18 protein-coding genes and 1 pseudogene are annotated in these 22,566 nt (G+C 72.7%); 8 read left to right on the plus strand and 11 right to left on the minus strand.

From position 1 onward, the window contains the following. Positions 1-4: 4 nt before the first annotated feature. The 6 genes from H4F70_RS17030 to thiO form a co-directional block, all read right to left on the minus strand. Positions 5-799 carry an adenylate/guanylate cyclase domain-containing protein gene (locus H4F70_RS17030; RefSeq protein WP_182360480.1) on the minus strand — a complete coding sequence of 265 codons (795 nt, stop codon included), beginning with the start codon at positions 797-799 and terminating at the stop codon, positions 5-7. A gap of 121 nt (positions 800-920) precedes the next feature. Next, complete coding sequence (locus H4F70_RS17035; protein WP_182346587.1) at positions 921-1,688, minus strand: ABC transporter permease; 768 nt, start codon at positions 1,686-1,688, stop codon at positions 921-923. After that, complete coding sequence (locus tag H4F70_RS17040) at positions 1,688-2,746, minus strand: ABC transporter ATP-binding protein (protein ID WP_182358059.1); 1,059 nt, start codon at positions 2,744-2,746, stop codon at positions 1,688-1,690. The genes H4F70_RS17035 and H4F70_RS17040 overlap by 1 nt, the downstream gene beginning before the upstream one ends. Positions 2,747-2,845: 99 nt before the next feature. Beyond that, complete coding sequence (gene thiG, locus H4F70_RS17045; protein WP_268968220.1) at positions 2,846-3,601, minus strand: thiazole synthase; 756 nt, start codon at positions 3,599-3,601, stop codon at positions 2,846-2,848. A gap of 46 nt (positions 3,602-3,647) precedes the next feature. Continuing rightward, positions 3,648-3,845 carry a sulfur carrier protein ThiS gene (thiS, locus tag H4F70_RS17050; protein WP_182346584.1) on the minus strand — a complete coding sequence of 66 codons (198 nt, stop codon included), beginning with the start codon at positions 3,843-3,845 and terminating at the stop codon, positions 3,648-3,650. An 11-nt stretch (positions 3,846-3,856) separates the two neighbouring features. Beyond that, positions 3,857-5,080, minus strand: a complete 1,224-nt coding sequence (thiO, locus tag H4F70_RS17055; protein WP_235681184.1) for a glycine oxidase ThiO — start codon at positions 5,078-5,080, stop codon at positions 3,857-3,859. Between the two features lie 130 nt (positions 5,081-5,210). Here thiO and thiE point away from each other — a divergent pair, with 130 nt between their 5' ends. Both thiE and H4F70_RS17065 read left to right on the plus strand, forming a co-directional pair. Continuing rightward, positions 5,211-5,903 carry a thiamine phosphate synthase gene (gene thiE, locus H4F70_RS17060; protein WP_182358062.1) on the plus strand — a complete coding sequence of 231 codons (693 nt, stop codon included), beginning with the start codon at positions 5,211-5,213 and terminating at the stop codon, positions 5,901-5,903. 53 nt (positions 5,904-5,956) lie between these two features. Beyond that, positions 5,957-6,958 carry an alpha/beta fold hydrolase gene (locus H4F70_RS17065; protein WP_182360482.1) on the plus strand — a complete coding sequence of 334 codons (1,002 nt, stop codon included), beginning with the start codon at positions 5,957-5,959 and terminating at the stop codon, positions 6,956-6,958. 121 nt (positions 6,959-7,079) lie between these two features. On the opposite strand, the gene H4F70_RS17070 is transcribed toward H4F70_RS17065, so the two are convergent. Further along, complete coding sequence (locus tag H4F70_RS17070; RefSeq protein WP_182358063.1) at positions 7,080-7,916, minus strand: NUDIX hydrolase; 837 nt, start codon at positions 7,914-7,916, stop codon at positions 7,080-7,082. A gap of 256 nt (positions 7,917-8,172) precedes the next feature. Here H4F70_RS17070 and H4F70_RS17075 point away from each other — a divergent pair, with 256 nt between their 5' ends. The 4 genes from H4F70_RS17075 (at position 8,173) to H4F70_RS17090 (ending at position 14,097) form a co-directional block, all read left to right on the plus strand. Continuing rightward, positions 8,173-9,501: a hypothetical protein gene (locus tag H4F70_RS17075; protein WP_182358065.1), complete on the plus strand. Its 1,329-nt coding sequence runs from the start codon at positions 8,173-8,175 to the stop codon at positions 9,499-9,501. Next, positions 9,498-10,460 carry a glutamate ABC transporter substrate-binding protein gene (locus H4F70_RS17080; RefSeq protein WP_182358066.1) on the plus strand — a complete coding sequence of 321 codons (963 nt, stop codon included), beginning with the start codon at positions 9,498-9,500 and terminating at the stop codon, positions 10,458-10,460. The genes H4F70_RS17075 and H4F70_RS17080 overlap by 4 nt, the downstream gene beginning before the upstream one ends. 69 nt (positions 10,461-10,529) lie before the next feature. Further along, positions 10,530-12,818 (plus strand): serine/threonine-protein kinase, encoded by a 2,289-nt coding sequence (locus H4F70_RS17085; RefSeq protein WP_182358068.1) that lies wholly within the window; start codon positions 10,530-10,532, stop codon positions 12,816-12,818. 265 nt (positions 12,819-13,083) lie between these two features. Further along, positions 13,084-14,097: an alpha/beta hydrolase gene (locus tag H4F70_RS17090; protein ID WP_182358069.1), complete on the plus strand. Its 1,014-nt coding sequence runs from the start codon at positions 13,084-13,086 to the stop codon at positions 14,095-14,097. Positions 14,098-14,119: 22 nt separating this feature from the next. Here the strand turns inward: H4F70_RS17090 and H4F70_RS17095 are convergent, their stop codons facing one another. Beyond that, positions 14,120-15,160, minus strand: coding sequence for an LLM class F420-dependent oxidoreductase (locus H4F70_RS17095; protein WP_182358070.1), 1,041 nt, complete (start codon positions 15,158-15,160; stop codon positions 14,120-14,122). A gap of 166 nt (positions 15,161-15,326) precedes the next feature. On the opposite strand from H4F70_RS17095, the gene H4F70_RS17100 reads away from it, so the two are divergent. Next, positions 15,327-16,445 (plus strand): alpha/beta hydrolase, encoded by a 1,119-nt coding sequence (locus tag H4F70_RS17100; RefSeq protein WP_235681186.1) that lies wholly within the window; start codon positions 15,327-15,329, stop codon positions 16,443-16,445. An 88-nt stretch (positions 16,446-16,533) separates the two neighbouring features. Here the strand turns inward: H4F70_RS17100 and H4F70_RS17105 are convergent. Further along, a pseudogene (locus H4F70_RS17105) lies at positions 16,534-17,726 on the minus strand (acetate kinase). After that, the gene (gene pta, locus H4F70_RS17110; protein ID WP_182358071.1) at positions 17,723-19,870 is read right to left on the minus strand and encodes a phosphate acetyltransferase; all 2,148 of its coding nucleotides are present in this window, start codon (positions 19,868-19,870) and stop codon (positions 17,723-17,725) included. The pseudogene H4F70_RS17105 and the gene pta overlap by 4 nt, the downstream one beginning before the upstream one ends. A 145-nt stretch (positions 19,871-20,015) precedes the next feature. On the opposite strand from pta, the gene H4F70_RS17115 reads away from it, so the two are divergent. Further along, complete coding sequence (locus H4F70_RS17115) at positions 20,016-21,380, plus strand: IS4 family transposase (RefSeq protein ID WP_220471713.1); 1,365 nt, start codon at positions 20,016-20,018, stop codon at positions 21,378-21,380. A 66-nt stretch (positions 21,381-21,446) separates the two neighbouring features. Here the strand turns inward: H4F70_RS17115 and fgd are convergent, their stop codons facing one another. Next, positions 21,447-22,463, minus strand: coding sequence for a glucose-6-phosphate dehydrogenase (coenzyme-F420) (gene fgd / locus H4F70_RS17120; RefSeq protein WP_182360484.1), 1,017 nt, complete (start codon positions 22,461-22,463; stop codon positions 21,447-21,449). Positions 22,464-22,566 lie beyond the last annotated feature (103 nt).

The following is a 22,566-nucleotide window of genomic DNA, read 5'->3' on the forward strand; positions in this document are numbered from 1 at the left end:
CCGGTCAGGCGCCCTCCACCCGGAACATCCTCAGGTCCTCGGGCACGCCCCGCGCACGGTGGAGGAAGAACCGGCGGTGCTCCTTGAGCCGCAGGTCCTGGTCCTGCAGCCACAGCGGGTCGAGCATGTCGCGCACCGCCTCGGAGATCACCACGTTGCCGTCGCGGCCCGCCTCCATCATGCGGGCCGCGATGTTGACGTCCACGCCCAGCCAGTCGTCGCCCATGCGGCGGGGATGGCCGCTGTGGATGCCGACGCGGACGACCGGCCGGTAGCCGTCGACCTCCACACCCGCCAGCGCCGCGCGGGCGGCCACGACCGCCTCGAGGGCCCGCTCCGGCGAGCGGAAGTCCGCGAGCAGCCCGTCGCCCATGCGCTTGACCACGCGTCCGCCGCGCGCCACGATCTCGGGTTCCACGGCCCCCGCCACCGCCCGCAGCAGCCGCAGCGTCGCCTCGTCCCCCGCGCCGAGCGCCCACGTGGAGAACGAGACGAGGTCGGTGAACACCAGGGTCACCTCGGCGTCGCCCTCGCCTCTGCCCGACCACTCGCGGACCGCCTGCCACACCTGCAGTGCGGCGAAGCCGGCCTCCCGCGACGCCCCGGTGGAATCGGGGAACACGCGCTCCGCTACGCGGGCCACCGCCCGCGCGCCGCCGTCGCCCGCGACGGACAGCGGGTCGCCGAAGCCCTGGTCGCCCGGCAGCACCCGGCGGGCACGCCGGACCAGGCCCACCAGCTGCGGCGACCGGTCGACCCGGCGCGCCGACGACCGCACGCCGTCGAGGAACTCCGCCACGCGGTGCGCCGACCCGGCCGGAACATCACCGTCGTCTGCCGTGCCACCGGTCCCCGTGTCGACGCTCACGCCCTCACACTATGCGATGCGGGACCGCGACGAGCGGCGGCGAAAGCGTCCGTCACGCGTCGCGCTTGTTCACCACGCCCACGCTGATGGCGAACACGATCGCGGTGAACACGACGAAGTACACGAGTCCACCCCACGGCCCCCAGTGGAAGTCCGCGGTGGTGCTGCCGTGCGCGCTGAGGAAGTGGTTGATGTTGGCGAACGGCAGGAACACGTAGATGTCCTTGCCGACGTCGCCGAACAGCAGGAAGAGCTGCTCGATGACGAGCGGCCACAGCACCACCAGTGCGATGGCGGCAGCGGTCTGCCGCAGCAGCGCGCCCACCGCCACCGCGAGCACGGCGGCCAGCGCCGCGTAGAGGACCACGCCGTACAGCACCCGCCAGGTCTCCGCGTCCAGGTCCATCTGGATGGCGGGGCCGGACCCGGCGATGCCCTTGGCCAGGAAGAACGCGCCGAACGCCGTGACCGCGACGATGGCGGCCGACACCACGGACACCACCGCCGCCTTCACCGCGATCACCTGGGCGCGATGGGGGATCGCCTGGAAGGTGGTGCGGATGACGCCGAACCGGTATTCGGTGGTGACGGTGAGCGCCGCCATGATCATCACGATCATCACGCCGAACCCGTTGACGCCCCCGGTGGCCGACGTGGCGGACAGGACGAACGCATCGCTGCCCTGCGTCGCCTCCGTGTTGTGCGAGAGCACGGCCATGAGCACCGCTATGCCGAGCCCCAGCACGACGATGAGCGCGGCGCACCACCAGGGCGAGCGTGTGGACGTGAGCTTGATGCGTTCCGCTGCGACGACTCCCATCACCGCACCTCCCTGTCTGCGTCCTGCCCGTGCGCGGCGTGCCTGCCCGCGGGCGGCCCGTTCCCTGCGGGCGCTCCGCCGGCGGTCGGCGGCCCCGCCGGAGGGCCGCCCGCCGGCACGTGCCCGAGCATCGCGTCGGCGTCGGCCCCGTGGTACTCGACCTGGTCGCCGGTGAGCTTCATGAACGCGTCCTCGAGCGAGCCGCTCTGGCCCGCCAGCTCGTGCAGCGCCAGCGACCGCGCGGCGAGCATGTCGCCCACCTGGTCGGTGGTGGCGCCGGAGACGACGAGGTGCGGCGGGTGGATCGGGTCGGCGGGCTCCCGGCGCACCCCGAGCCCGCCGTCGCGCAGGCATCGCTCGATCTCCTCGAGGCGCGGGCCGCGCACGCGCACCGTGGTGTCGGTGGCGAAGTCCACGAACTCCTGCACCGACGAATCCGAGATGAGCCTGCCCCGGCCGATCACCACGAGGTTCTGCGCCGTCAGCGCCATCTCCGAGAGCAGGTGGCTGGACACGAGCACCGTGCGCCCCTCGGCGGCCAGGTGCTGCATGAACTTGCGGATCCAGACGATGCCCTCCGGGTCGAGGCCGTTCACCGGCTCGTCGAACAGCAGCACCTCCGGGTCGCCCAGCAGCGCACCGGCGATCCCCAGCCGCTGCGACATGCCCAGCGAGAAACCGCCCGCCCGCTTGTCCGCCACATCCGACAGGCCGACGAGCCCCAGGACCTCGTCGACGCGTTCGCGCGGCAGTCCGTTGGACGCGGCCATCCACTTGAGGTGGTTGCGCGCCGAACGGTTGGGGTGCACCCACTTGGCGTCGAGCAGCGAACCGACGGTGCCGAGCGGATTGCTCAACTGCCCGTACGGCACGCCCTTGACGGTGGCGGTGCCCGCAGTGGGCCGGTCGAGCCCCAGGATCATCCGCATGGTGGTGGATTTGCCGGCGCCGTTGGGCCCCAGGAAGCCGGTGACGATGCCGGGCTTGACGGTGAATGTCAGGTCGTCGACGGCCACGGTGGAGCCGTAGTGTTTCGTCAGTCCTCGGACTTCGATCATGGTCACCAGCATGCCGGATACCCCCGTTCCGCGCAGCACCGGATGGGGCCGGGGACGGGGACCGGGTCGGCGGCGCCTTGCCCTGCGCGGCAGCCGCCCTCAGCCGCGCCCGTCCGGCGCCGGGGACGACGCCTGCGCCCAGAACCGCCGGGGCACCCGGCCGGCCCGGCGCGCAAGGCGACCCGCGCGCACCGCCGCCGCCATGGCCGCGGCCATCATCTCCGGGTCGTCCGCGCGGGTGACGGCGGTGGCCAGCAGCACCGCGTCGCAGCCGAGCTCCATGGCCAGCGCCGCGTCGCTGGCGGTGCCGATCCCGGCGTCGAGGATCACCGGCACGCCCGCCTGTTCGACGATCATCGCGATGTTGTGCGGGTTGGAGATGCCCAGACCGGTGCCGATGGGCGCGCCCAGCGGCATCACGGCCGCGCACCCGGCGTCCTCGAGGCGGCGGGCCAGGGCCGGGTCGTCGTTGGTGTAGGGCAGCACGACGAAACCCTCGTCCACCAGCTGCTCGGCGGCGGCGACCAGCTCGATCGCGTCGGGCAGCAGCGTGCGCTCGTCGGCGATCACCTCCAGCTTGACCCACTCGGTGCCCAGCGCCTCGCGCGCCAGGCGGGCCGTGAGCACCGCCTCGTCGGCGCCGCGGCTGCCTGCCGTGTTCGGCAGCAGGCCGATGCCCAAGCGCCGCAGCAGCTCCAGCACACCGGTGCCCGCCTGCGCGTCCACCCGCCGCATCGCCACCGTTGTCAGCCCCGTGCCCGACGCCACCAGCGCACGCTCCAACAGCTCCAGGTTGGCCGCGCCGCCGGTCCCCATGATCAGGCGCGACGGCAGCTCCCGGCCGGCGATCACCAGCGGGTCCGCCGCGCCGGCACCCGTCCGCGGCCCGGCAGTCGCCGTGCTAGCCACCCTGCACCGCCGTGAGCACCTCGAAACCGTCGCCGTCGGCCACCGGCGCATCCCAGGCCGACCTCGGCAGCACGATCCCGTCGCGCGCCACCGCCACCCCGGAATCCGGCAGCCCCAGCCCGTCCAACAGCCGGGCCACCGTGCACGGCTCCGGCACCTCGTGCACTGTGCCATTGACCTGCACCTGCATGTCCGCCTCCTTCATCCCGCTTCTCGGATCCCGTCCCGGCGACCACCGTCCTGCTGCCGGTCGTCCCGTCGAAACCTGCACGGGCCCAACCCGTCCACCTCGGACAACGGAGCGCCCGCGAGCTCCGCCAGGACGGCGTCGGCGGTGACGGCGGTGAGCAACACGCCGTTGCGGCCGTGCCCGCAGGCCGCGATGACCCGCGGCCCGCCGCCTCCCGCCGTGACGTCCTCGGCAGCGCCGCCCCCGTCTCGGCCATCCTCGACCCGGCCGATGATCGGAAGATTGTCCGGCGTCATCGGTCGCAGCCCCGCCATCGCGTCCACCAGCTCGTACTCGGCGATCGACGGCAGCACGGTTTGCGCGTCGGCGATGAGGTCGCGCACGCCGCCCACCGTGACGGCCCGGTCCTCGCCGTGCTCGTACATCGTCGCCCCCACGACCAGTCCGTCGTCGCGCGGAACCAGGTACACGTGCCGTCCGTGCACCGCCGCCCGCACCGTGAACGGGGGCGGCGGCGGAACGACGGGCGGGCGCCGCAACCGCAGGATCTCGCCTTTGACGGGCCGCACCGGCAGCCCGGGCAGCAGCGCAGCCGCATCCGTTCCGGCCGTCACCACCACGTGGTCCGCGTCCGCATCGGCGATCGACTCCCGCCGCGACGCCACCGGAACGGCGCCGGCGTCCACGGCCGCCCGCCGCAGTGCGCGCAGCAGGGCACGGTTGTCCACCGCCAGCTCCCCCGCCAGCCACAGTCCGCCGCGCAGGTTGCGTGCCAGCGGCCGGTGCCGGGCGCGGACCTGCGCGCGTGTGAGCGGCTCCGTCCGCACGACCGCCGCGCCGTCCGCACCGCCCAGCCAGGCGGCCACCGCGCGCAGTTCGTCCGCGTCGGCGCCGTCCGCGGCCACCATGAGCGTGCCGCGCGCGCTGAGCACGTCGACGCCGGTCTGCTCGCGCAGCTCGCGTGCCATCCGCGGCCACCGGGCCAGCGACGCCGCGCCGAGCGCCAGCACGCGGCCCTCCCCCGGCCGCCCCTCGCTGAAGGGTGCGAGCATGCCGCCCGCCGCCCACGACGCGCCGGTCTGCGCCGCACCGGGCGCCAGGAGCGGATCGAACAGGCGCACCGCGTACCCGGCGCGGGCCGCGCGCCACGCGATGGCCGCGCCGACCACGCCGGCGCCGATCACGTCGACCCGCGTGCCGGCCGCTCCGCGTGCAATGCCGGGTGCCGAATCCACAGTCCTCCACCTTCCCGCGCCGGCATGATCCGGATCAGGTCCGACGGTCAGGGCGGGCGCGCCCTTTCTCAGCCCCACGATCCCGGGGACTCCCGTGTGTGCCTCCACCGTAGACGCTACGGTCGGAGTCATGAACGCAGCGCCCGGCCACCCGCGGTCCCGCCACCCCCGCGACCAGCTGGACCGGGCGCGGCTGTACCTGTGCACCGATGCGCGCCGCGGCACCGGCGACCTCGACGAGTTCGCCGACGCCGCGCTGCGCGGGGGCGTCGACGTGATCCAGCTGCGCGACAAAGGCTCGGCGGGCGAGGCCGAGCACGGCCCGCTCGAGGCGCGCCAGGAGCTCGCCGCGCTCGCGGTGCTGCGCGCCGCCACCCGGCGCCACGGCGCGCTGCTGGCCGTCAACGACCGCGCGGACGTCGCCCTCGCCGCGGGGGCCGACGTGCTGCACCTGGGCCAGGACGACCTCCCCGTCCCCCACGCCCGGCGGGTGGTGGGCGACAGGATGCTCATCGGCCGTTCCACGCACGACGCCGCGCAGGCGCAGGCCGCCGCTGCCGCCCCCGGCGTCGACTACTTCTGCGTCGGCCCCTGCTGGCCCACCCCCACCAAGCCGGGCCGCGACGCCCCGGGGCTGGATCTGGTGCGCACCGTCGCCGCCGAGGACCAGCCCAAGCCGTGGTTCGCGATCGGCGGCATCGACGGCACCCGGGCCGCCGAGGTACGCGAGGCGGGCGCGCGCCGCATCGTCGTCGTCCGCGCCATCACCGGGGCTTCGGACCCGGAGTCCGCCGCCCGCACGCTGCGTTCGGCGCTCGCGTGACCGCCGGCGCAGGGCAGGACGCAGGAGCAGGGCCGGACGCAGGCACGGCCTGGATGCGCCACCACGGTGCCGTCGCCCACAGCGTGCCCGTGGACGGCGGTGCGCTGCACGCCGTGGAGATCCCCGTGGCCGAGCCGCGGGGCGTCCCGGTCGTGTTCTGCCACGGCTTCCCGGGCTCCTGGTTCAGCTGGCGCGCGCAGCTTCCCGCGCTCGCCGCGCAGGGGCGCCGCGCCATCGCGCTGGACATGCGCGGCTACGGCGCGTCGCTGCGCCCCGCCGACGTGGCCGCCTACGACCGGCGCACCACCGTGGCGGACATGGCCGCCGTGCTCGACGCGCTGGGCATCGACCGGGCCGTGTTCTCCGGCCACGACTTCGGCGCCGCGCTGGCCTGGGACCTGCCGCTGTGGCTGCCGGACCGGGTGGCCGGCCTGGCGCAGCTCGCCGTGCCGCGAATGCCCCACTCACCACTGCGCCCGTCCGAGGCGTTCGCGATGCTCGCCGAACAGCACTTCTTCCACCAGCACTACTTCCAGGCGCCCGGGGTGGCCGAGGCCGAACTGGACGCCGCGCCGGGCGCATTCCTGCACCGGCTGATGTTCGCGCTGTCCGGCCAGGGCGACTACTACGCGTGCTGGCGCCGTCCCAGCACCGACGAGGACGGGGCGGCCACCGGCTACATCCCCTCGCTGCCCGCGGCGCCACCGCTGCCGTGGCCGTGGCTGACCGCCGATGAGTTCGCCTTCTACGTGGACGAGTTCACCCGCTCCGGGTTCACCGGCGGACTCAACTGGTACCGGGCGCAGGACCTGGCCTGGGAGCAGAACGCGCCGCACGACGGGGCCCAGGTGACGGCGCCGACAGCCTTCATCGCAGGCGCCGAGGACCCGGTGCTGACCATGCTGGGGTCGCGGTGCCTGGACACGATGGCGGCCACGGTACCCGGCCTCGCCGTGCAGGAGATCCTGCCCGGCGCGGGGCACTTCGTGCAGATGGAGGCCGCCGGCGACGTCAACCGCATCCTCGCCGGGTTCCTGCGGGAGCACGTGGACTAGGCGGATCCGCCGTGCACGTTTGGTGGACATTTGGTCGGAGATCGGCGGATTTTCGACCAGATGTCCACCAAACGCGGGGCGGGGCGAAGGGTGAGCAGGGCGGGCCGTGCGCAGCCCGCGCTCACAGCCAGCCGAGCACCCGCCCGGGGCTGATCACCTCGGCGTCCGCGGGCAGCCGCGCCCGCAGCCCGCGGTCCGCGGTGACCACCGCGGTCACCCCGTCCCACATCCCCGCGGCGCACTGCGCGATGGTGTCGTCTCCGCTGCCGGGGGCCCGTTCGACGTCGATGGAGTCGCGGTCGCCGGCGGCGCGCGCCTTGCCCTCGGTCACGGCGATCACCTGCGTCGTCCAGCCGAAGCCCGACGGTCCCAGGGAGACCGTGCGCGGCACGCCGCGCTCCAGTGCGTCGAGCATCCGCTCCGCCGCGCCGGCCCGGTCGCGCCACCAGCCGTCGGGACGCGACCCCACCAGGTTGGCCATGTCCACGATCAGCCGCAGCGGCCGCGTGCGCAGCCGGGGCCAGGCGTCGCCGAAGGCGTGGTGCAGCAGCATCGAAGCCACGTCGTCCTCCTGCACCCAGGCCAACTCGACGCTCTCGCGGTTGGCCACGGTGGCCAACGGCTGGTCGGCGTCCGCCACCACGGTGGTGTAGGACCAGGTGGCGTCGTCGCCGGCGGTGCGCAGGTCCGCGCGCACTGCGATCCGCTCCGCCGGCAGCCCGCATTCCTCGTGCGCCTCCCGCACGGCCGCCGCCACCGCGTCCTCGTGGCTGTCGCGGGCGCCGCCCGGGATGGACCACGTGCCGCCCTCGTGGCTCCACGCGGCACGGTGCTGCAGCAGCACGTGCGGGCGTCCCCCCGACCCGGGCGCCCGCAGCAGCAGCCCGGCCGCGCCGTGGCGGCCCCAATGCCGCCGTCCGTCCGGGCCGATCGCCCACCCGTCGCCGTCTCCGCGCATCGTCCGCACACCTCCGCAAGTTCCCCGGCCAGCGTAGGCGGCGGCCGCGGGTTCCGCCGTGGTCGGCCCGGACGCACGACCGGACCGACCGGCCGGGCGGCGCGCCGCGCGTGTTCGTCAGGGACCTGCCGCTGCGCCGCCGGCGGTCTTCTATCCTCATCGTGACGACGCACAACGTGACGAACGGCATCCCGGCGGATCGCATCGTGACGGAGGACCCGGCGCAGGACGACCGGTCGACATGGGGAGCGGACAGGTGTCAGTGGACGGCGGAACACGACTGCACGGCCGCCGCGGCGCGGCTGCGGCCGTGGTCGAGGACGTCCTGATGACGCGCGCCGGCCACTGGCGCGATCAGGCGTTCTCCACACCGGGACGTCTGGCCGCGATCGGGCTCGTCCTGGTGCTGCTGGCGCTGGCCTCCGGTGCGTCGATCGGGCTCGCCGTCAACGCCCGCGACACGCGCGTCGACACGCTGCGGGGCAGCGCCGAACCACTCGCCAACGCCGCCCAGGACCTGTACGCGTCACTGTCGATCGCCGACGCGTCCGCCTCCACCGCATTCCTCGCCGGCGGGCTGCAGCCCCAGGTGATGGTGGACCGCTACGACTCCGCGGTGGCCGCCGCCAGCGCCGCCCTCGCCACCGCCACGATGGGCGTGGGGGACGGCGACACCACCGCACGTGCGCTGCTGGCGTCGCTGTCCACCGGGCTGCCCGTCTACACCGGCCTGATCGCCACGGCCGGCGCCAACAACCGCTCCGGCAACCCGGTGGGCGTCAACTACCTGGGCGAGGCCTCGCACATGATGCAGACGCAACTGCTGCCCGACGCGCAACGGCTGTACTCGGAGCAGTCGGCGGCGGTGGTCGACCTGGAACACCGCAACGCCTCGGTGGACTGGTTTCCGCTGCTCGTCATCGCGCTCACCCTCGTCCTGCTGGTGGCATTCCAGTTCTACCTGGCCCGCCGCAGCAACCGGCGGCTCAACTTCGGCCTGGTGACGGCCACCGTCGCAATCGTGTTGATGTTCGCGTGGGCGCTCGTCGCCGGCCTCGTCTCCGCGTCGTTCAGCCAGCGCGCGGCCGCCGAGAGCACCGGACCGCTCTCGGTGGTCACCACCGCCCGCATCGCCGCCCAGCAGGCGCGCACCGACGAGACCCGCAACCTCCTGGCCCGCGGGGACGACACCGCGATGCCGCAGATGTTCGGCCAGCGCATGGCCACCATCCAGGACGCCCTGGACCAGGACGACGGCGGCGACAGCGATGCCGGCGCGCAACGCAACCTCGACGCGTGGCAGGCCGCCCACGGCGAGATGCGCGACCACCTGGCCCGCGGCGACTACACGGGGGCCGTGGACGTCGCGATCGGCACCGACGGGATGTCGTCGGGCACGCAGTTCGTCGCGCTCGACGCCACACTGGAGGACCGCATCGGTGAGCTGCGTGCCAGCGGCCAGCGGCTCGTCGACGATTCGGCCCGCGCCACCGGATTCCTCGTCGTCGGCTCCGGGATCCTCGCCGGCGTGGCCGCGCTGGCGATCATCTTCGGCCTGCGCCCCCGGCTGAGCGAGTACCAATGAGGGCGCGCCGCATCGGGCTTTCCGCCGCCGTGGCCCTCACGCTCGCCGCCGGCGCCTGCGCCTCGCCGTCCGCGGCACCGTCGATCACGCCGCAGCCCGGGGGCCCGCCGCTGCCCGCCGCCGCCACCGTGCTCCCGCAGCCCACGGAGCGCCCGGCCCCTCCCACCGACTGCGACGCCACCGGCAGCCTGCGGCCCGGGGTGCAGGGTGCGGTGTCGGGGCGTCTGCAGCAGGTCCGCGACCGCGGCAGGCTCATCGTCGGGCTGGACCAGGGCAGCAACCTGTTCAGCTTCCGCGACCCGCTCAGCGGCGACCTGCTCGGCTTCGACGTCGACATCGCCCACCAGGTGGCGCGGGACCTGTTCGGCGACCCGGCACGGGTGGAGTTCCACTTCCTCAGCTCCGCCCAGCGCGAGGAGGCGCTGCGCGAGGGCACGGTGGACATGGTCATCAAGACGATGACGATCACCTGTGAGCGCGCCCGGTCGGTGGCGTTCTCCACGGTGTACTACCGTGCGGCGCAACGGGTGCTGGTGCCGCGTGATTCGGCGGTGCGCGGCCAGGCGGACCTGGGCGGCAAGACGGTCTGCATGGCGGCCGGCACCACCTCGATCCCGTCGCTGTGGCACGTGCAGCCCGCGGCGCGCATCATGACCGTCCCCAGCTGGGGCGACTGCCTCGTCGCCATCCAGCAACGGCAGGTCGACGCGGTGAGCACCGACGACACGATCCTCGCCGGCATGGTGGCGCAGGACCCCAACCTCATGATCGTCGGCGACCCGATCGAGCAGGAGCCCTACGGCATCGGCATGCACAAGGGCGACGACGCGCTGGTCCGCTTCGTCAACGGAACGCTGGAGCGCATCCGGGACGACGGCACCTGGCAGCGCATCTACGACCGGTGGCTCGCCGTGCTGGGGCCCGCGCCCGAACCTCCCGCACCCCGTTATGTGGACTGACAGCGCACCCGGGCGGCCGGGAACGTGGGAACGGCCACGGCCGCGCGCCGAGGTGACAGGCTGGGCGGTATGAGCACCAGAGCCGCGGACCGGCCCGGAGACCCCGGCGCCACCGCCCCCTCGCTGCGCGACGAGCCGACGCGCGGCTCCGAGCGCCGCCCTGACGGAAGCCCGGACGGCTCCGGAACGCAAGGGTCGCTGCGTTCCGGGACGGCACCGTCCTGGGCGTCGCCCGGGTCCGCCACCACCGCGGGCCGGCGGCGTGCACGCGCGCGCACCGGTTCCGCCCGGCTGGCCGGCGGCCTCGTCGAGGTTCCGATCGTGCAGCAGACGGACCCCGAAACTGCGCTGCTCGACAGCCCCGTCGTGGCGGAGGGCAAGAGGTACTGCGGCACCTGCGGGCAACCGGTGGGGCGCGCCACCGCGGCCGGCGCCGGCCCGGTGGCCGGGCTCTGCGGCACGTGCGGCGCGCCGTTCGATTTCACGCCCATGCTCCAGCCCGGGGACCTCATCGCCGGGCAGTACGAGGTGCGCGGGTGCCTGGCGCACGGCGGGCTCGGATGGATCTACCTGGCGATGGACCGCAACGTCAGCGACCGGTGGGTGGTGCTCAAGGGCCTGTTGCATTCGCAGGACCCGTCCGCGCAGGCGGTGGCGGTGGCCGAGCGCGAGTTCCTCGCCGAGCTGACCCACCCGAGCATCGTGAAGATCTTCAACTTCGTCGAGCACCCCCGGCCGGACGGCACCCCGGTGGGCTACATCGTCATGGAGTTCATCGGCGGCACCACCCTCAAACGCTCGTCCGGCGACGAGCACATGCCGCTCGAACATGCCATCGCGTACGTCCTCGAGATCCTGCCCGCGCTGGAATACATGCACTCGAGCGGCCTCGTCTACAACGACCTCAAACCGGACAACATCATGGTGGGCGAGGACCAGGTGAAGCTCATCGACATGGGCGCCGTCGCGGGCATCGGCGACTACGGGTACATCTACGGCACCCAGGGCTTCCAGGCCCCCGAGATCATGGAGACCGGCCCCACCCCGGCCACCGACATCTTCACCGTCGGCCGCACCCTGGCCGTGCTCACCGTCGACATCGCCAAGGACAAAGGGCGCTACGTCGACGGCATCCCCCGCCCCTCCGAGGAGCCGTTGTTCGCCGAGCACGAGTTCTTCTACCGGCTGCTCATGCGCTGCACCGACCCCGAGCCGCACAACCGCTACCCGAGCGCGCAGGCGCTGGCGGGAGACCTGCGCGGGGTCCTCCGCGAGATCGTCTCCGCCCACACCGGCACGCCCCACCCCGCGATGTCGTCGCTGTTCAGCCCGCCGCGCACCACGTTCGGCACCGACCTCGCCATCGCCCGCACCGACAGGCTCGTCGACGAACACGCCGAGGAACCGCGGGTGCGTCCCGCCACCGTCGCCCAGGCGCTCCCGGTGCCGCTCGTCCCCGCCGACGACCCGGCCGCGACGCGCCTGGCGTCCACCGTGCACAGCCGCCCGGAAGAGGTCCTCGACATGCTGCGCCGGGTGCGCGACGACGACGACCCCGCCGTGCACGACAGCATCGAGATCCCGCTGGCCGAGGTGCGCGCATTCCTCGATCTGGGCGAACCCGACCACGCGCTCGACCTGCTCGACAGGCTGCGTGCCGAGCGGATGCCCGACTGGCGGTTCGACTGGCTCGGCGGGGTCGCGCGACTGCAGTCCGGCGACTACCAGGAGGCTTTCACCTCGTTCGACGCCGTGCTCACCGCGCTGCCCGGCGAAGCGGCCCCCAAGCTCGCCGCCGCCGCCACCGCGGAGATCGTCCTCGACTCGTGGGAGAGCGACGCGCCCGACGCATGGCGCGGGCTGGGCGAACGCTACTACCGGCGCCTGTGGCAGGCCGACCGCGCAGTGGTGGCCGCCGCCTTCGGCCTGGCCCGGCAGCTGGTGGAGCGCGGCGACATCACCGGCGCCGTCGCCGCATTGGACCAGGTGCCGGTCAGCTCACGGCACCGCGACGAGGCGCAGATGACGGCGGTGCTCACGCTCATCGACCAGCGCGCGGTCACCTCGATCACCGACGACCAGCTCGAGGACGCCGGCAGGCGCATCGAGCTGCTGCCCGCGGACGACAGGCGCACCTTGCAGCTGCGCGCGCTGGCGATGGGGATCGCGCTCGAATGGCTGCGCCACGGCCGCACCCCCAAGCACACCCACTTCCTGGGGACCCGGTTCACCGAGCACGGGCTGCGCACCGACACCGAGCGCACGCTGCGCACCCTGGCGCGGTCCGTCCGCGAGAACCAGCGCCGCTACCGGCTGGTGGACCTGGCCAACCGGGTCCGGCCCCGTACCTGGGTGTAGGGGAACCGCCGGCGCCGCAGATCCCGCCGAGGCGAGCACCGTTTCCCGCCGCATGGCCGATATCGCGTGCGCGGGTTGCACAGACGGTGCGCGGGTCGGCCAGACGGCGGGCGGACCGCCCCGACGGACACGGGAGGCTGGAACAATACGGTCGACCCGCTTCGAGCTGCGGGGCGCCGCCCGGTGCCGTACAGTGCACAGTCTCAAGGGCACCGTCCGGCACCGGGGAATCGCGCCGGCCTCTTCGATCGAATCGGGGTGCACGATGACGCGGACTCACACAACGCAGACCCGTACCGCCGCCGTCCGAACCCTGTTCACCGTGCTCGTCGCGGTCACAGCCGCACTCACAGCCGTACTCGCCGCGGCACCGGCCGGTGCCGCGCCGCCCGCGCACGTCACCGGCGTCAGCAACCTCGGGCCGCAGGTCCTGCAGGTGGACGTGTACTCCCCCAGCATGGACCGCGTCATCTCCAACACCGTCCTGCGTCCCCCGGGCGGCGGCCCCGCTCCGGTGCTGTACCTGCTCGGCGGCGTCAAGGGCGGCACGGACGGCGTCTCCTGGCGGAACGACTCCGCCTACGAGCAGTTCTTCGCGGACAAGAACGTCACCGTCGTCACCCCCATCGGCGGCCCGTTCAGCGAGTACACGGACTGGCGATTCGACGACCCGGTCCTGGGACCCGCACGCGCCAACCAGTGGCAGACCTACCTGACACGCGAGCTCCCGCCCGCCATCGACGCCGAGTTCGCGACCACCGGCCGCAACGCCATTGCAGGCCTGTCCATGTCGGCGGGCCCCGCCATCGACCTCGCGATCCAGGCGCCGGAGCTCTACCAGGCCGCGGGCGCGTACAGCGGCTGCCCCATCAACGGCGGCATGTTCGGCGCCGCGCAGGTGTCGTCGGTGGTGCTCGCCGGCGGCGGGAGCGCCTCGAACATGTGGGGGCCGCCCGGCAGCGCCAGCTGGGCCGCGCACGACCAGTTCGCCCGGGCCGGCGAGCTGCGCGGCACCGCCGTCTACCTGGGCTCCGCATCGGGCATCCCCGGGGAGGTCGACGCGCTGGCGCCCTACCAGCTCTTCGGCGCGGCCACCGGCGGCGGGGCCGTCGAGGCGATCGCCGATGCGTGCACCGCCGCGTTCTCCCGCCGGCTCGACGACGTGGGCGTGCCGCACACGTTCGTCCACCGCGACCGCGGGGCCCACACCTGGGGACTGTTCGAGGCCGAACTGCGCGAGTCCTGGTTCACCGTCATCGGCCCGGCCCTGGGAGCGTAGGCCGGGGCCCCGGGAAGGGCCCTCAGTCGCAGATGCCCCGCAGCTTCTCGATCAGCGCCACCCGCCCGGCCGCGTCCGCCGCCATCGGGGCCACGTTGAGCGTGGTCACGCCGGCCTCGGCGAACGCCGCGACCCGTTCGCGCACATACGATTCAGGCCCGATCAGGTTGACGGCCCGCACCAGCTCGTCCGGAATCGCCGCCGCGGCCTCCTCCTTCTTGCCGGCCAGGTAGAGGTCCTGCACCACCTCGGCCTCCTTGCCGAAGCCGTACGTGGTGGCCAGCGTGTTGTAGAAGTTCTTGCCCTTGGCGCCCATGCCGCCGATGTAGAGCGCCAGGTGCGGGCGCACCCAGTCGTGCATGTGGTCCACGTCGTCGCCGATGGCCACCGCCGGTCCCGCATACACCTCGAGCTCGCCCAACGACGGATCGCGCTTGGCCTTGCCGGCCGCCAGCGCGTCGCCCCATGCATCCTGCGCCTTCTCCGGGTAGAAGAAGATCGGTTGCCAGCCTTCGGCCAGCTCCGCGGTGAGCTCGACGTTCTTGGGCCCCAGGGCCGCGAGCACGATGGGGATCCGCTCGCGCACAGGGTGGTTGATCAGCTTGAGCGACTTGCCCAACCCGGTGCCCTCGTCGGCCGGCAGCGGGATCCGGTATCGCTTGCCCTGGTGCTGCACCTTCTCACGACGCCACACCTGACGGCAGATGTCGATGATCTCGCGGGTGCGCCCCAACGGTGCGTCGTACTTGACGCCGTGGAAGCCCTCGATGACCTGCGGCCCCGAGGCGCCGAGCCCCAGGGTGAAGCGCCCGTCGGAGACGTAGTCCAGCCCGGCGGCGGTCATCGCGGTGAGCGTGGGCGTGCGCGTGTAGATCTGCAGGATCCCCGACGCCAGCTCCAGGCGCGTGGTGCGTGCCGCGAGGAACCCCAACTGGCTGACCGCGTCGAACGAGTACGCCTCCGGGACGAAGGCGATGTCGAGTCCCGCCCGTTCCAGGTCCGCCACCTCGGCGGCCGTCTCGGCGAATCCGCCGCTGTAGTTGAGGGTCATGCCGACGCGCATCAGTGCACCTCTGTTCTCGATCAGGGTGGGTGGGTGTTCTCGATCATGGGTGGAGTCCGATCACACGCGAGTCTGCCACGTCGTGCCGGGGGTCACACAGGCAGTACTATTGTTCACGGATACAATACTGGTGTTCCCGGCCGGAGCAGACGAGATCGGAGCCGAAATGACAGCGACGCTCGCCCCGCAGCGCGACGCACGTGGCCCGCAGGAACGCGGCACCCGCACCGCGGCCCTCACGCTGGCGGCCCGCAACGCGTGGGCGCTGACGCCGTTCGGCAACGGCATCGAGCGGCCGGCGCCGCTGCCGTCCACCGTGGTCCACGACGCGCACCACTGCACCGTCCGCCGGTACAGCGCGCCGGGGGCGGACGGGGCGCCGGTCCTGCTGGTGCCCCCGCTGGCCGTGTCCATCGACTGCTACGACCTGCGACCGGGGCAGAGCCTGGCCGCGCACTTCGTCGAATCGGGCCGGCCCGTCTACGTCGTCGACTACGGCCGCATCCGGTACGCCGACCGTGACATGGGCTTCGACGACTGGTTCGCCCGCATCATCCCCACCGCGATCGGAGCGGTGCTGCGCGACGCGGACAACGGCCCTGCCGCCGCCGATCCCACACTGGACCTCGTCGCCTGGAGCCTGGGCGGCACGCTCTCCCTGCTCACCGCCGCCCACTACCCCGAGCTGCCGATCCGGTCCATCGTCGCCATGGGCACGCCCATCGACTACGCGAAGAACCCGTCCATCGCGCCGCTGCGCGCCCTGGGCTCGCTCGCGCCGCTGCCGGTGGTCGGCGGAGTGGTGCGCACCGCCGGCGGCATCCCCTCGCCGCTGGTCAAGCTCAGCTACCGCTCGACGGCGCTGACCCGGGAGCTGACGCGGCCGTGGTTCATCGCCAACAACCTCACCGACACCACGGCGCTCGCCCAGATGGAGGCGATCGACCGGTTCATGGCAGGAATGCCCGGGTACCCGGCACGCTTCTACACCCAGATGCACAAGAACCTCATCATGGGCAACGCGCTCGCATCAGGGCGCGTGCGCATGGGCGGACACGAGGTAGAGCTGGCCGACCTGCGGGTGCCGGTGCTCGCGATCTGCGGCGACACCGACGTGCTGGCGCCCGCGGCCAGCGTCGCGGCCGCCGCCGACGTGCTCACCGGCTCGCCGCGGGTACGGGTCGAGACTGTCCCGGGCAGCCATTTGGGCATGGTCGCCGGCAGCGGGGCGAGTGCGCACACGTGGCCGGTGATCGACCGGTTCCACGCCGGCCTGCCCGGGTGAACCGCCGGCGCGCCACGGCGCCACCGCGCTCGGTATGTTCCTCGGTGCTCCGCGCCCGGATTCCACCGAAAAACGCCCCGCGCGACGACTACTCCACGAACTCCCAGGCGGCCTTCGCGATGGCGAGCTCCTCGTTCGTCGGCACCACCAGCACCGCGGTCTTCGATGCGGCGGTCGAGACCACCCGTCCGTGGTCGCCGCGCACGCGGTTGACGGCCGGGTCCACCTCGATGCCGTACCCTTCGAGCCCGGCCAGCGCGTCCTCGCGCACGGATGCGGCGTTCTCGCCGACGCCGGCGGTGAACGTGATCGCGTCGACGCGTCCGAGCACCGCCATGTAGGCGCCGACGTATTTGCGCAGCCGGTGCACGTACACGTCGTAGGCGAGCGCCGCACGCGGATCACCGGCCTCCCGTCGTTCGGTGACGGTGCGGAAGTCGTTGACGCCGCTGAGCCCCTTGAGCCCCGAGCGCCGGTTGAGCAGCTCGTCGATGTCGGCGATGTCCATCCCGGCGTGCCGGCCCAGGTGCAGCAGCACCCCCGGGTCCACATCTCCGGGACGGGTGCCCATGACGAGCCCCTCGAGCGGCGTGAGCCCCATCGACGTCTCCACCGCCACGCCGCCGCGCACCGCCGAGGCCGACGCCCCGTTGCCCAGGTGCAGCACGATGGTGTTGACCTCGTCGCGGGGCCGCCCCAGCAGCCGTGCCGTCTCCTCGCTGACGTACTCGTGCGAGGTGCCGTGGAACCCGTAGCGCTGCACTCCGTATTCCTCTGCCACGTCCGCGTCGATGGCGTAGGCGGCGGCCGCGGGGGGCAGCGTGTGGAAGAAGCCGGTGTCGAACACGCCCACGTGCGGCACGTCGGGGAAGTGTTCGCGGGCCACCTCGATGCCGATGATGTTCGCCGGGTTGTGCAGGGGTGCGAGGTCGGCCAGCCGATCGATGGTCTCGACCACCCTCGGGCGTGATGAGTGTGGGCTGCGTGAACACCTTGCCGCCGTGCACGATCCGATGACCGACGGCCGCCACGCCCGCCTCGTCCAGGTCCAGCCCCGGTCTCGGCGAACGTGCGGTAGGCCAGTGTCAGCCCGTGCGTGTGGTCAGTGATCTCGCCCCGCCATTCGCTGGTGCGCCCGTCGTACTCGTGGGTGAGCCGGCCCTGCGGTTCGCCGATCTGCTCGACCAGACCGGACGCGACGGCACGTTCGCCGGCCACGTCGACCAATTCGTACTTGATCGACGATGATCCCGAGTTGATCACGAGCACAAGGCGGCTCATCGGCCAGCCCCTTCCGTCGGGTCGGAGGCGCGGCCGGACACCTGCGCCTGGATCGCGGTGATCGCCACGGTGTTGACGATGTCCTCCACCAGCGCGCCGCGCGAGAGGTCGTTGACGGGCTTGCGCAGCCCCTGCAGCACCGGCCCGATGGCCACCGCCCCCGCCGTCCGCTGCACCGCCTTGTAGGTGTTGTTGCCCGTGTTGAGGTCCGGGAAGACGAGCACCGTCGCCCGCCCGGCCACCGCCGACTCCGGCATCTTGGCCGCCGCCACCGACGGTTCGACGGCCGCGTCGAACTGGATGGGCCCCTCCACGGGCAGCCCGGTGCCCCGTTCGCGCACCAGCGCGGTGGCGGCGCGCACCTTGTCGACGTCGGCGCCCGAGCCCGATTCGCCCGTCGAGTACGACAGCATCGCCACGCGCGGGTCGATGCCGAACTGCGCCGCCGTGCGCGCCGACGAGACGGCGATGTCCGCGAGCTGCTCGGCGGTGGGGTCGGGCACCACCGCACAGTCGCCGAAGGCGAGCACCCTGTCCGCCAGGCACATCAGGAAGATCGACGACACCGTGGACACGTCCGGCAGCGTCTTGATGATCTCGAACGCGGGGCGGATCGTGTGGGCGGTGGTGTGCGCGGCACCGGAGACCATGCCGTCGGCCGCGCCCATGTGCACCATCATCGTGCCGAAATACGACGAGTCGCGCATCACCTCCGCGGCCACGTCCTCGGTGACGCCCCGGTGCGCGCGCAGCCGCGCGTACTCCGTGATGAAACCGTGCCGCAGCGTGGAGGACGCCGGATCGATCACCTGCGCACCGTCGAGCTCCAGACCGAGCTCCGCGGCGCGCTGGCGCACGCGGGTCTCGTCGCCGAGGATCGACAGGTCGACGATGCCGCGCCGGATCAGCCGGCCGGCGGCGCGCAGGATCCGATCGTCGTCGCCTTCGGGCAGCACGATGCGGCGCCGGTCGGCACGGGCCCGCGCCAGCAACCGGAACTGGAACATCTGCGGCGTCACGATCTGCGGAATGTCCACCCGCATGAGGTCGCGCAGCGCCTCGCCGTCGACGTGCCGTTCCATCAGGTCCAGCGCGGTGTCCACCTTGCGCAGCGACGACGGGGTCATCTGGCCGCGGGTCTGCGACGCGATGGCCGCGGTGGCGAACGTGCCCTGCTCGCAGCGGATGAGCGGCAGCCGCGGCTTGGTGCCCTTGACCAGAGCGTCGATCGCCGGGTGGGGCTGCAGTCCGCCGTTGAGCACGATGCCCGCGAGCGACGGGAACCCCTCGGCCTCGTGGGCGGCCACCAACGCCAGCAGCGCGTCCGAACGGTCGGCGGGCACGATCACCACCTGCCCCTCGGTGATGCGCTCCAGGATGTGCTCGGCCGTCATGCCGCCCACCATCACGCTGGTGGCCTCGCGGGCGAGCAGCGCCGGGTCGCCCGCGTAGACGGTGCCGCCCACCGCGGTGCACAGCTCGGCCATCGTCGGCGCGAACAACACCGGCACCTCCGGCAGCGCCCAGGCCGGCAGCCCGGTGCCGCGCAGCGCTGCCACCATCGCGTCGAGGCCGTCCGGATCGCACTGGTTGGCCACGACGCCCACCACGTGCGCCTGCGCCGAGCGGATCTCGGCGATGCTGTGCGACGCGAGCTCCGCCGTCGCCCCCGGCTCCCGGTCGTGCCCGCTCACCGCCAGCAGCACCCGCGCACCCAGGTTGACGGCGATGCGCGCGTTGTAGGCGAGCTCCGACTGGTTGACCACGTCGGTGTGGTCGCTGCCCACGATGACGACGGCGTCGGAGCAGGCCCGCACCTCGTGGTAGCGGGCGACGATCTCGCTCAGCGCCGCCTCCGGGTCGGCGTGCACCTGGTCGTAGGTGACGCCGACGCAGTCGGCGTAGTCGAGGCTGGCCGTCGCGTGCCGCACGAGCAGCTCGAGGATGCGGTCGGGACCGTCCGCGCTGCGGGTGATCGGCCGGAACACGCCCACCCGCGCGCCCGACTCGGCGAGCAGGTGCAGCAGGCCGAGCGCGATCGCCGACTTGCCGGTGTTCCCCTCGGCCGAGGCGAGGAAGACGCTCGGCGCCGGGGACTCGGAGACCGGGCGCGGCGGCGCGGCTGAAGGAGACTCAGAGGGCATCACCCCAGACTAGTGGCAATGCCGCGCAGTTAGTGGTGTGGCTGGTGTGGCAAGTGTGACTGCGGCGTGTCGGGCGAAGAGCAACGGAACTCCACGGTAGGCAAGGGGTGTCCTCACAAGACGCCCTGCTACCAAAGGAGTTCCGTTGCCGTCCCAGTCTGTCATCCCTGCCCCGCTGCCCGCGCCGGCGGATCCCTTCGCCGCGGGTCATCTCGGCGAGTTGACCCGGATCGTGTCATTCGATCTGGTCGACGCGGCGATCGAGGCTGCCGGAGCGGCGCAGAAACGGGTGCGCCGCCTGCCCACCCGGGTGGTGATGTACGTGCTGCTCGCGGGGGTGCTGTTCACTGGCGTGGGCTACCAGCAGGTACTGGCGCGCCTGGCCCGCGGCGCCGGCCTGAGCCTGACCACGCCCGGTAGCTCGGCGTTGTCCCAGGCGTTCCGGCGGATCGGCACCGGCCCGCTTGCCGAACTGTTCGACCTGGTCCGCGGCCCGGCGGCCGGGTCCTCGCGCTGGCGGGGCCTGCTGGTGTGCGCGATCGACGGCACCACGATGTTCGTGGCGGACACCGGCGCCAACACCGGCGCGTTCGGCCGCCAGTCCGGCCGCCCTGACGCACCGGCCGGATACCCGATGCTGCGGCTGGTGAGCATCGTCGCATGCGGCACCCGCACGGTCATCGACGCCGTGTTCGGCTCCTACCGGGCCGGGGAGACCACCTACGCCCCCGCCCTGACGAACAGTCTGCGCCCCGGCATGCTGCTGCTGGGCGACCGCAACTTCGCCGCCGCCGCCCTGATCGAGCAGTTCGCCGCCACCGGCGCAGACCTGCTCATACGGTGCAAGAACGCCCGCAGGTTCGAGGTCCTCGAGCGCCTGGACGACGGCACCCAGATCGTGGCCATCGGCGATCTGCGGGTGCGCCTGATCGACGCCCAGATCACCGTCGATCTCGACCCGGCCGGCGGCCGGCGCACCGGCACCTACCGTCTGATCACCACGCTGACCGACCCGGACCGCTACCCCGCACGGCAGATCGTGCAGCTCTACCACCAGCGATGGGAGATCGAGACCAGCTACCGGGAGACCAAAGCGACGATCCTCGCGGGCCGGGTCCTGCGAGCACGCACCCCGGCCGGCGTCGCCCAGGAGGTCTACGCCGTCCTGATCGTCCACCAGGCGCTGCGCACCGCGATCGCCGACACCGCCCTGGCCGCCGGCGACATCGCTCCCGACCGGCTCAGCTTCACCATCGCCCTGACCACCGCCCGCGACGCTATCCACGATGCGGGTCTCATCCTCGCCGGGCCCTGCACCGACCTGACCGGCCGCATCGGGCGAGCAGCACTGGCAGCGGTCATGCCCGCCCGCCGATCACGCTCGAGCCCCAGAGTCACGAAACGGGCCATCTCCAAACACCGCGCGAAAGGCAACGTCGACCGCACGAACTATCGGACCCGCATCACGACACACCTACCGGGCATCATTGACACCAGACACGACAACTAACTGCGCGGCATTGAGACTAGTGGCGCGCGCCATCCGCCCGGTCCCCCGATCCGGGGGTGCCCGGCGTCAGCTCAGCGCGCGCAGGCGCGGCGCCAGGTCGCGCTCGAACAGCTCGAGGAACCGCCGCTGGTCGTGGCCGGGCGCGTGGAACACCAGGTGGTTCAGGCCGGCGTCGATGTACTGGCGCACCTGTTCCACCGCGTCGTCCGGGTCGGAGGCGACGATCCATCGCTTGGCGATCTGCTCGATGGGCAGCGCGTCGGCGGCCCGCTCCATCTCGATCGGGTCGTCGATGGAGTGCTTCTGCTCGGCGGTGAGCGACAGCGGCGCCCAGAAGCGGGTGTTCTCCAGCGCCATGTCCGGGTCGGTGTCGTAGGAGATCTTGATCTCGATCATCTTGTCGATCTCGTCGACGTCGCGCTCCTTCTTGGCCGCACCCTCCGCGACGGCGGGCATGAGCTTGTCGGTGTAGAGCTCCATGCCCTTGCCGGAAGTGCAGATGAAGCCGTCGCCCGCACGCCCGGCGTACCGCGCGACGACGGGGCCGCCCGCCGCGATGTAGACGGGGATGCCGCCCTCGGGCACGTCGTAGATGGAGGCGCCGGACGTCGAGTAGTACTCGCCGTCGAAGTCCACGCGGTCGCCGGTCCACAGCTCGCGCATGAGGCGCACCGACTCGCGCAGCCGGGCGAAGCGCTCCTTGAACGCCGGCCATTCGCCTTTGTATCCGGTGGCGATCTCGTTGAGCGCCTCGCCGGTGCCCACGCCCAGCATCACCCGGCCCGGGAAAAGGCAGCCCATGGTGGCGAACGCCTGGGCCACCACCGCCGGGTTGTAGCGGAAGGTCGGCGTCATCACCGACGTGCCCAGCTGCAGGCGCTCGGTGCGCTCGCCCACCGCGGCCATCCACGCCAGCGAGAACGGCGCGTGCCCGCCCTCGTGCCGCCACGGCTGGAAGTGGTCGGACACCGTCGCCGAATCCATCCCGTGGCGCTCCGCCGCCACCGCGATCTCCACGAGTTCACGCGGATCGAACTGTTCCGCAGACGCCTTGTAGCCGAGCTTGAGCGGGCGCTTCGCCATGTCCAGATCCTCCTCGCCGATGACAGTCAGCCTCGATTCAACCATCGACGCCCGCGGACCACGCGCCGCCACTTGCTCACCGGAATACGCGACGACGCGCGGC

Source organism: Tomitella gaofuii (assembly GCF_014126825.1).
GTDB classification, from domain to species: domain Bacteria; phylum Actinomycetota; class Actinomycetes; order Mycobacteriales; family Mycobacteriaceae; genus Tomitella; species Tomitella gaofuii.

Excerpts from the sequence above, each read along its gene's own strand:
- H4F70_RS17035 (WP_182346587.1), bottom strand. The coding sequence starts at position 1,688 with ATGGGAGTCGTCGCAGCGGAACGCATCAAGCTCACGTCCACACGCTCG.
- H4F70_RS17040 (WP_182358059.1), bottom strand. The coding sequence starts at position 2,746 with ATGATCGAAGTCCGAGGACTGACGAAACACTACGGCTCCACCGTGGCC.
- thiS (WP_182346584.1), bottom strand. The coding sequence starts at position 3,845 with ATGCAGGTGCAGGTCAATGGCACAGTGCACGAGGTGCCGGAGCCGTGC.
- thiE (WP_182358062.1), top strand. The coding sequence starts at position 5,211 with ATGAACGCAGCGCCCGGCCACCCGCGGTCCCGCCACCCCCGCGACCAG.
- H4F70_RS17065 (WP_182360482.1), top strand. The coding sequence starts at position 5,957 with ATGCGCCACCACGGTGCCGTCGCCCACAGCGTGCCCGTGGACGGCGGT.
- H4F70_RS17070 (WP_182358063.1), bottom strand. The coding sequence starts at position 7,916 with ATGCGCGGAGACGGCGACGGGTGGGCGATCGGCCCGGACGGACGGCGG.
- H4F70_RS17080 (WP_182358066.1), top strand. The coding sequence starts at position 9,498 with ATGAGGGCGCGCCGCATCGGGCTTTCCGCCGCCGTGGCCCTCACGCTC.
- H4F70_RS17085 (WP_182358068.1), top strand. The coding sequence starts at position 10,530 with ATGAGCACCAGAGCCGCGGACCGGCCCGGAGACCCCGGCGCCACCGCC.
- H4F70_RS17090 (WP_182358069.1), top strand. The coding sequence starts at position 13,084 with ATGACGCGGACTCACACAACGCAGACCCGTACCGCCGCCGTCCGAACC.
- H4F70_RS17095 (WP_182358070.1), bottom strand. The coding sequence starts at position 15,160 with ATGCGCGTCGGCATGACCCTCAACTACAGCGGCGGATTCGCCGAGACG.
- H4F70_RS17100 (WP_235681186.1), top strand. The coding sequence starts at position 15,327 with ATGACAGCGACGCTCGCCCCGCAGCGCGACGCACGTGGCCCGCAGGAA.
- pta (WP_182358071.1), bottom strand. The coding sequence starts at position 19,870 with ATGCCCTCTGAGTCTCCTTCAGCCGCGCCGCCGCGCCCGGTCTCCGAG.
- fgd (WP_182360484.1), bottom strand. The coding sequence starts at position 22,463 with ATGGCGAAGCGCCCGCTCAAGCTCGGCTACAAGGCGTCTGCGGAACAG.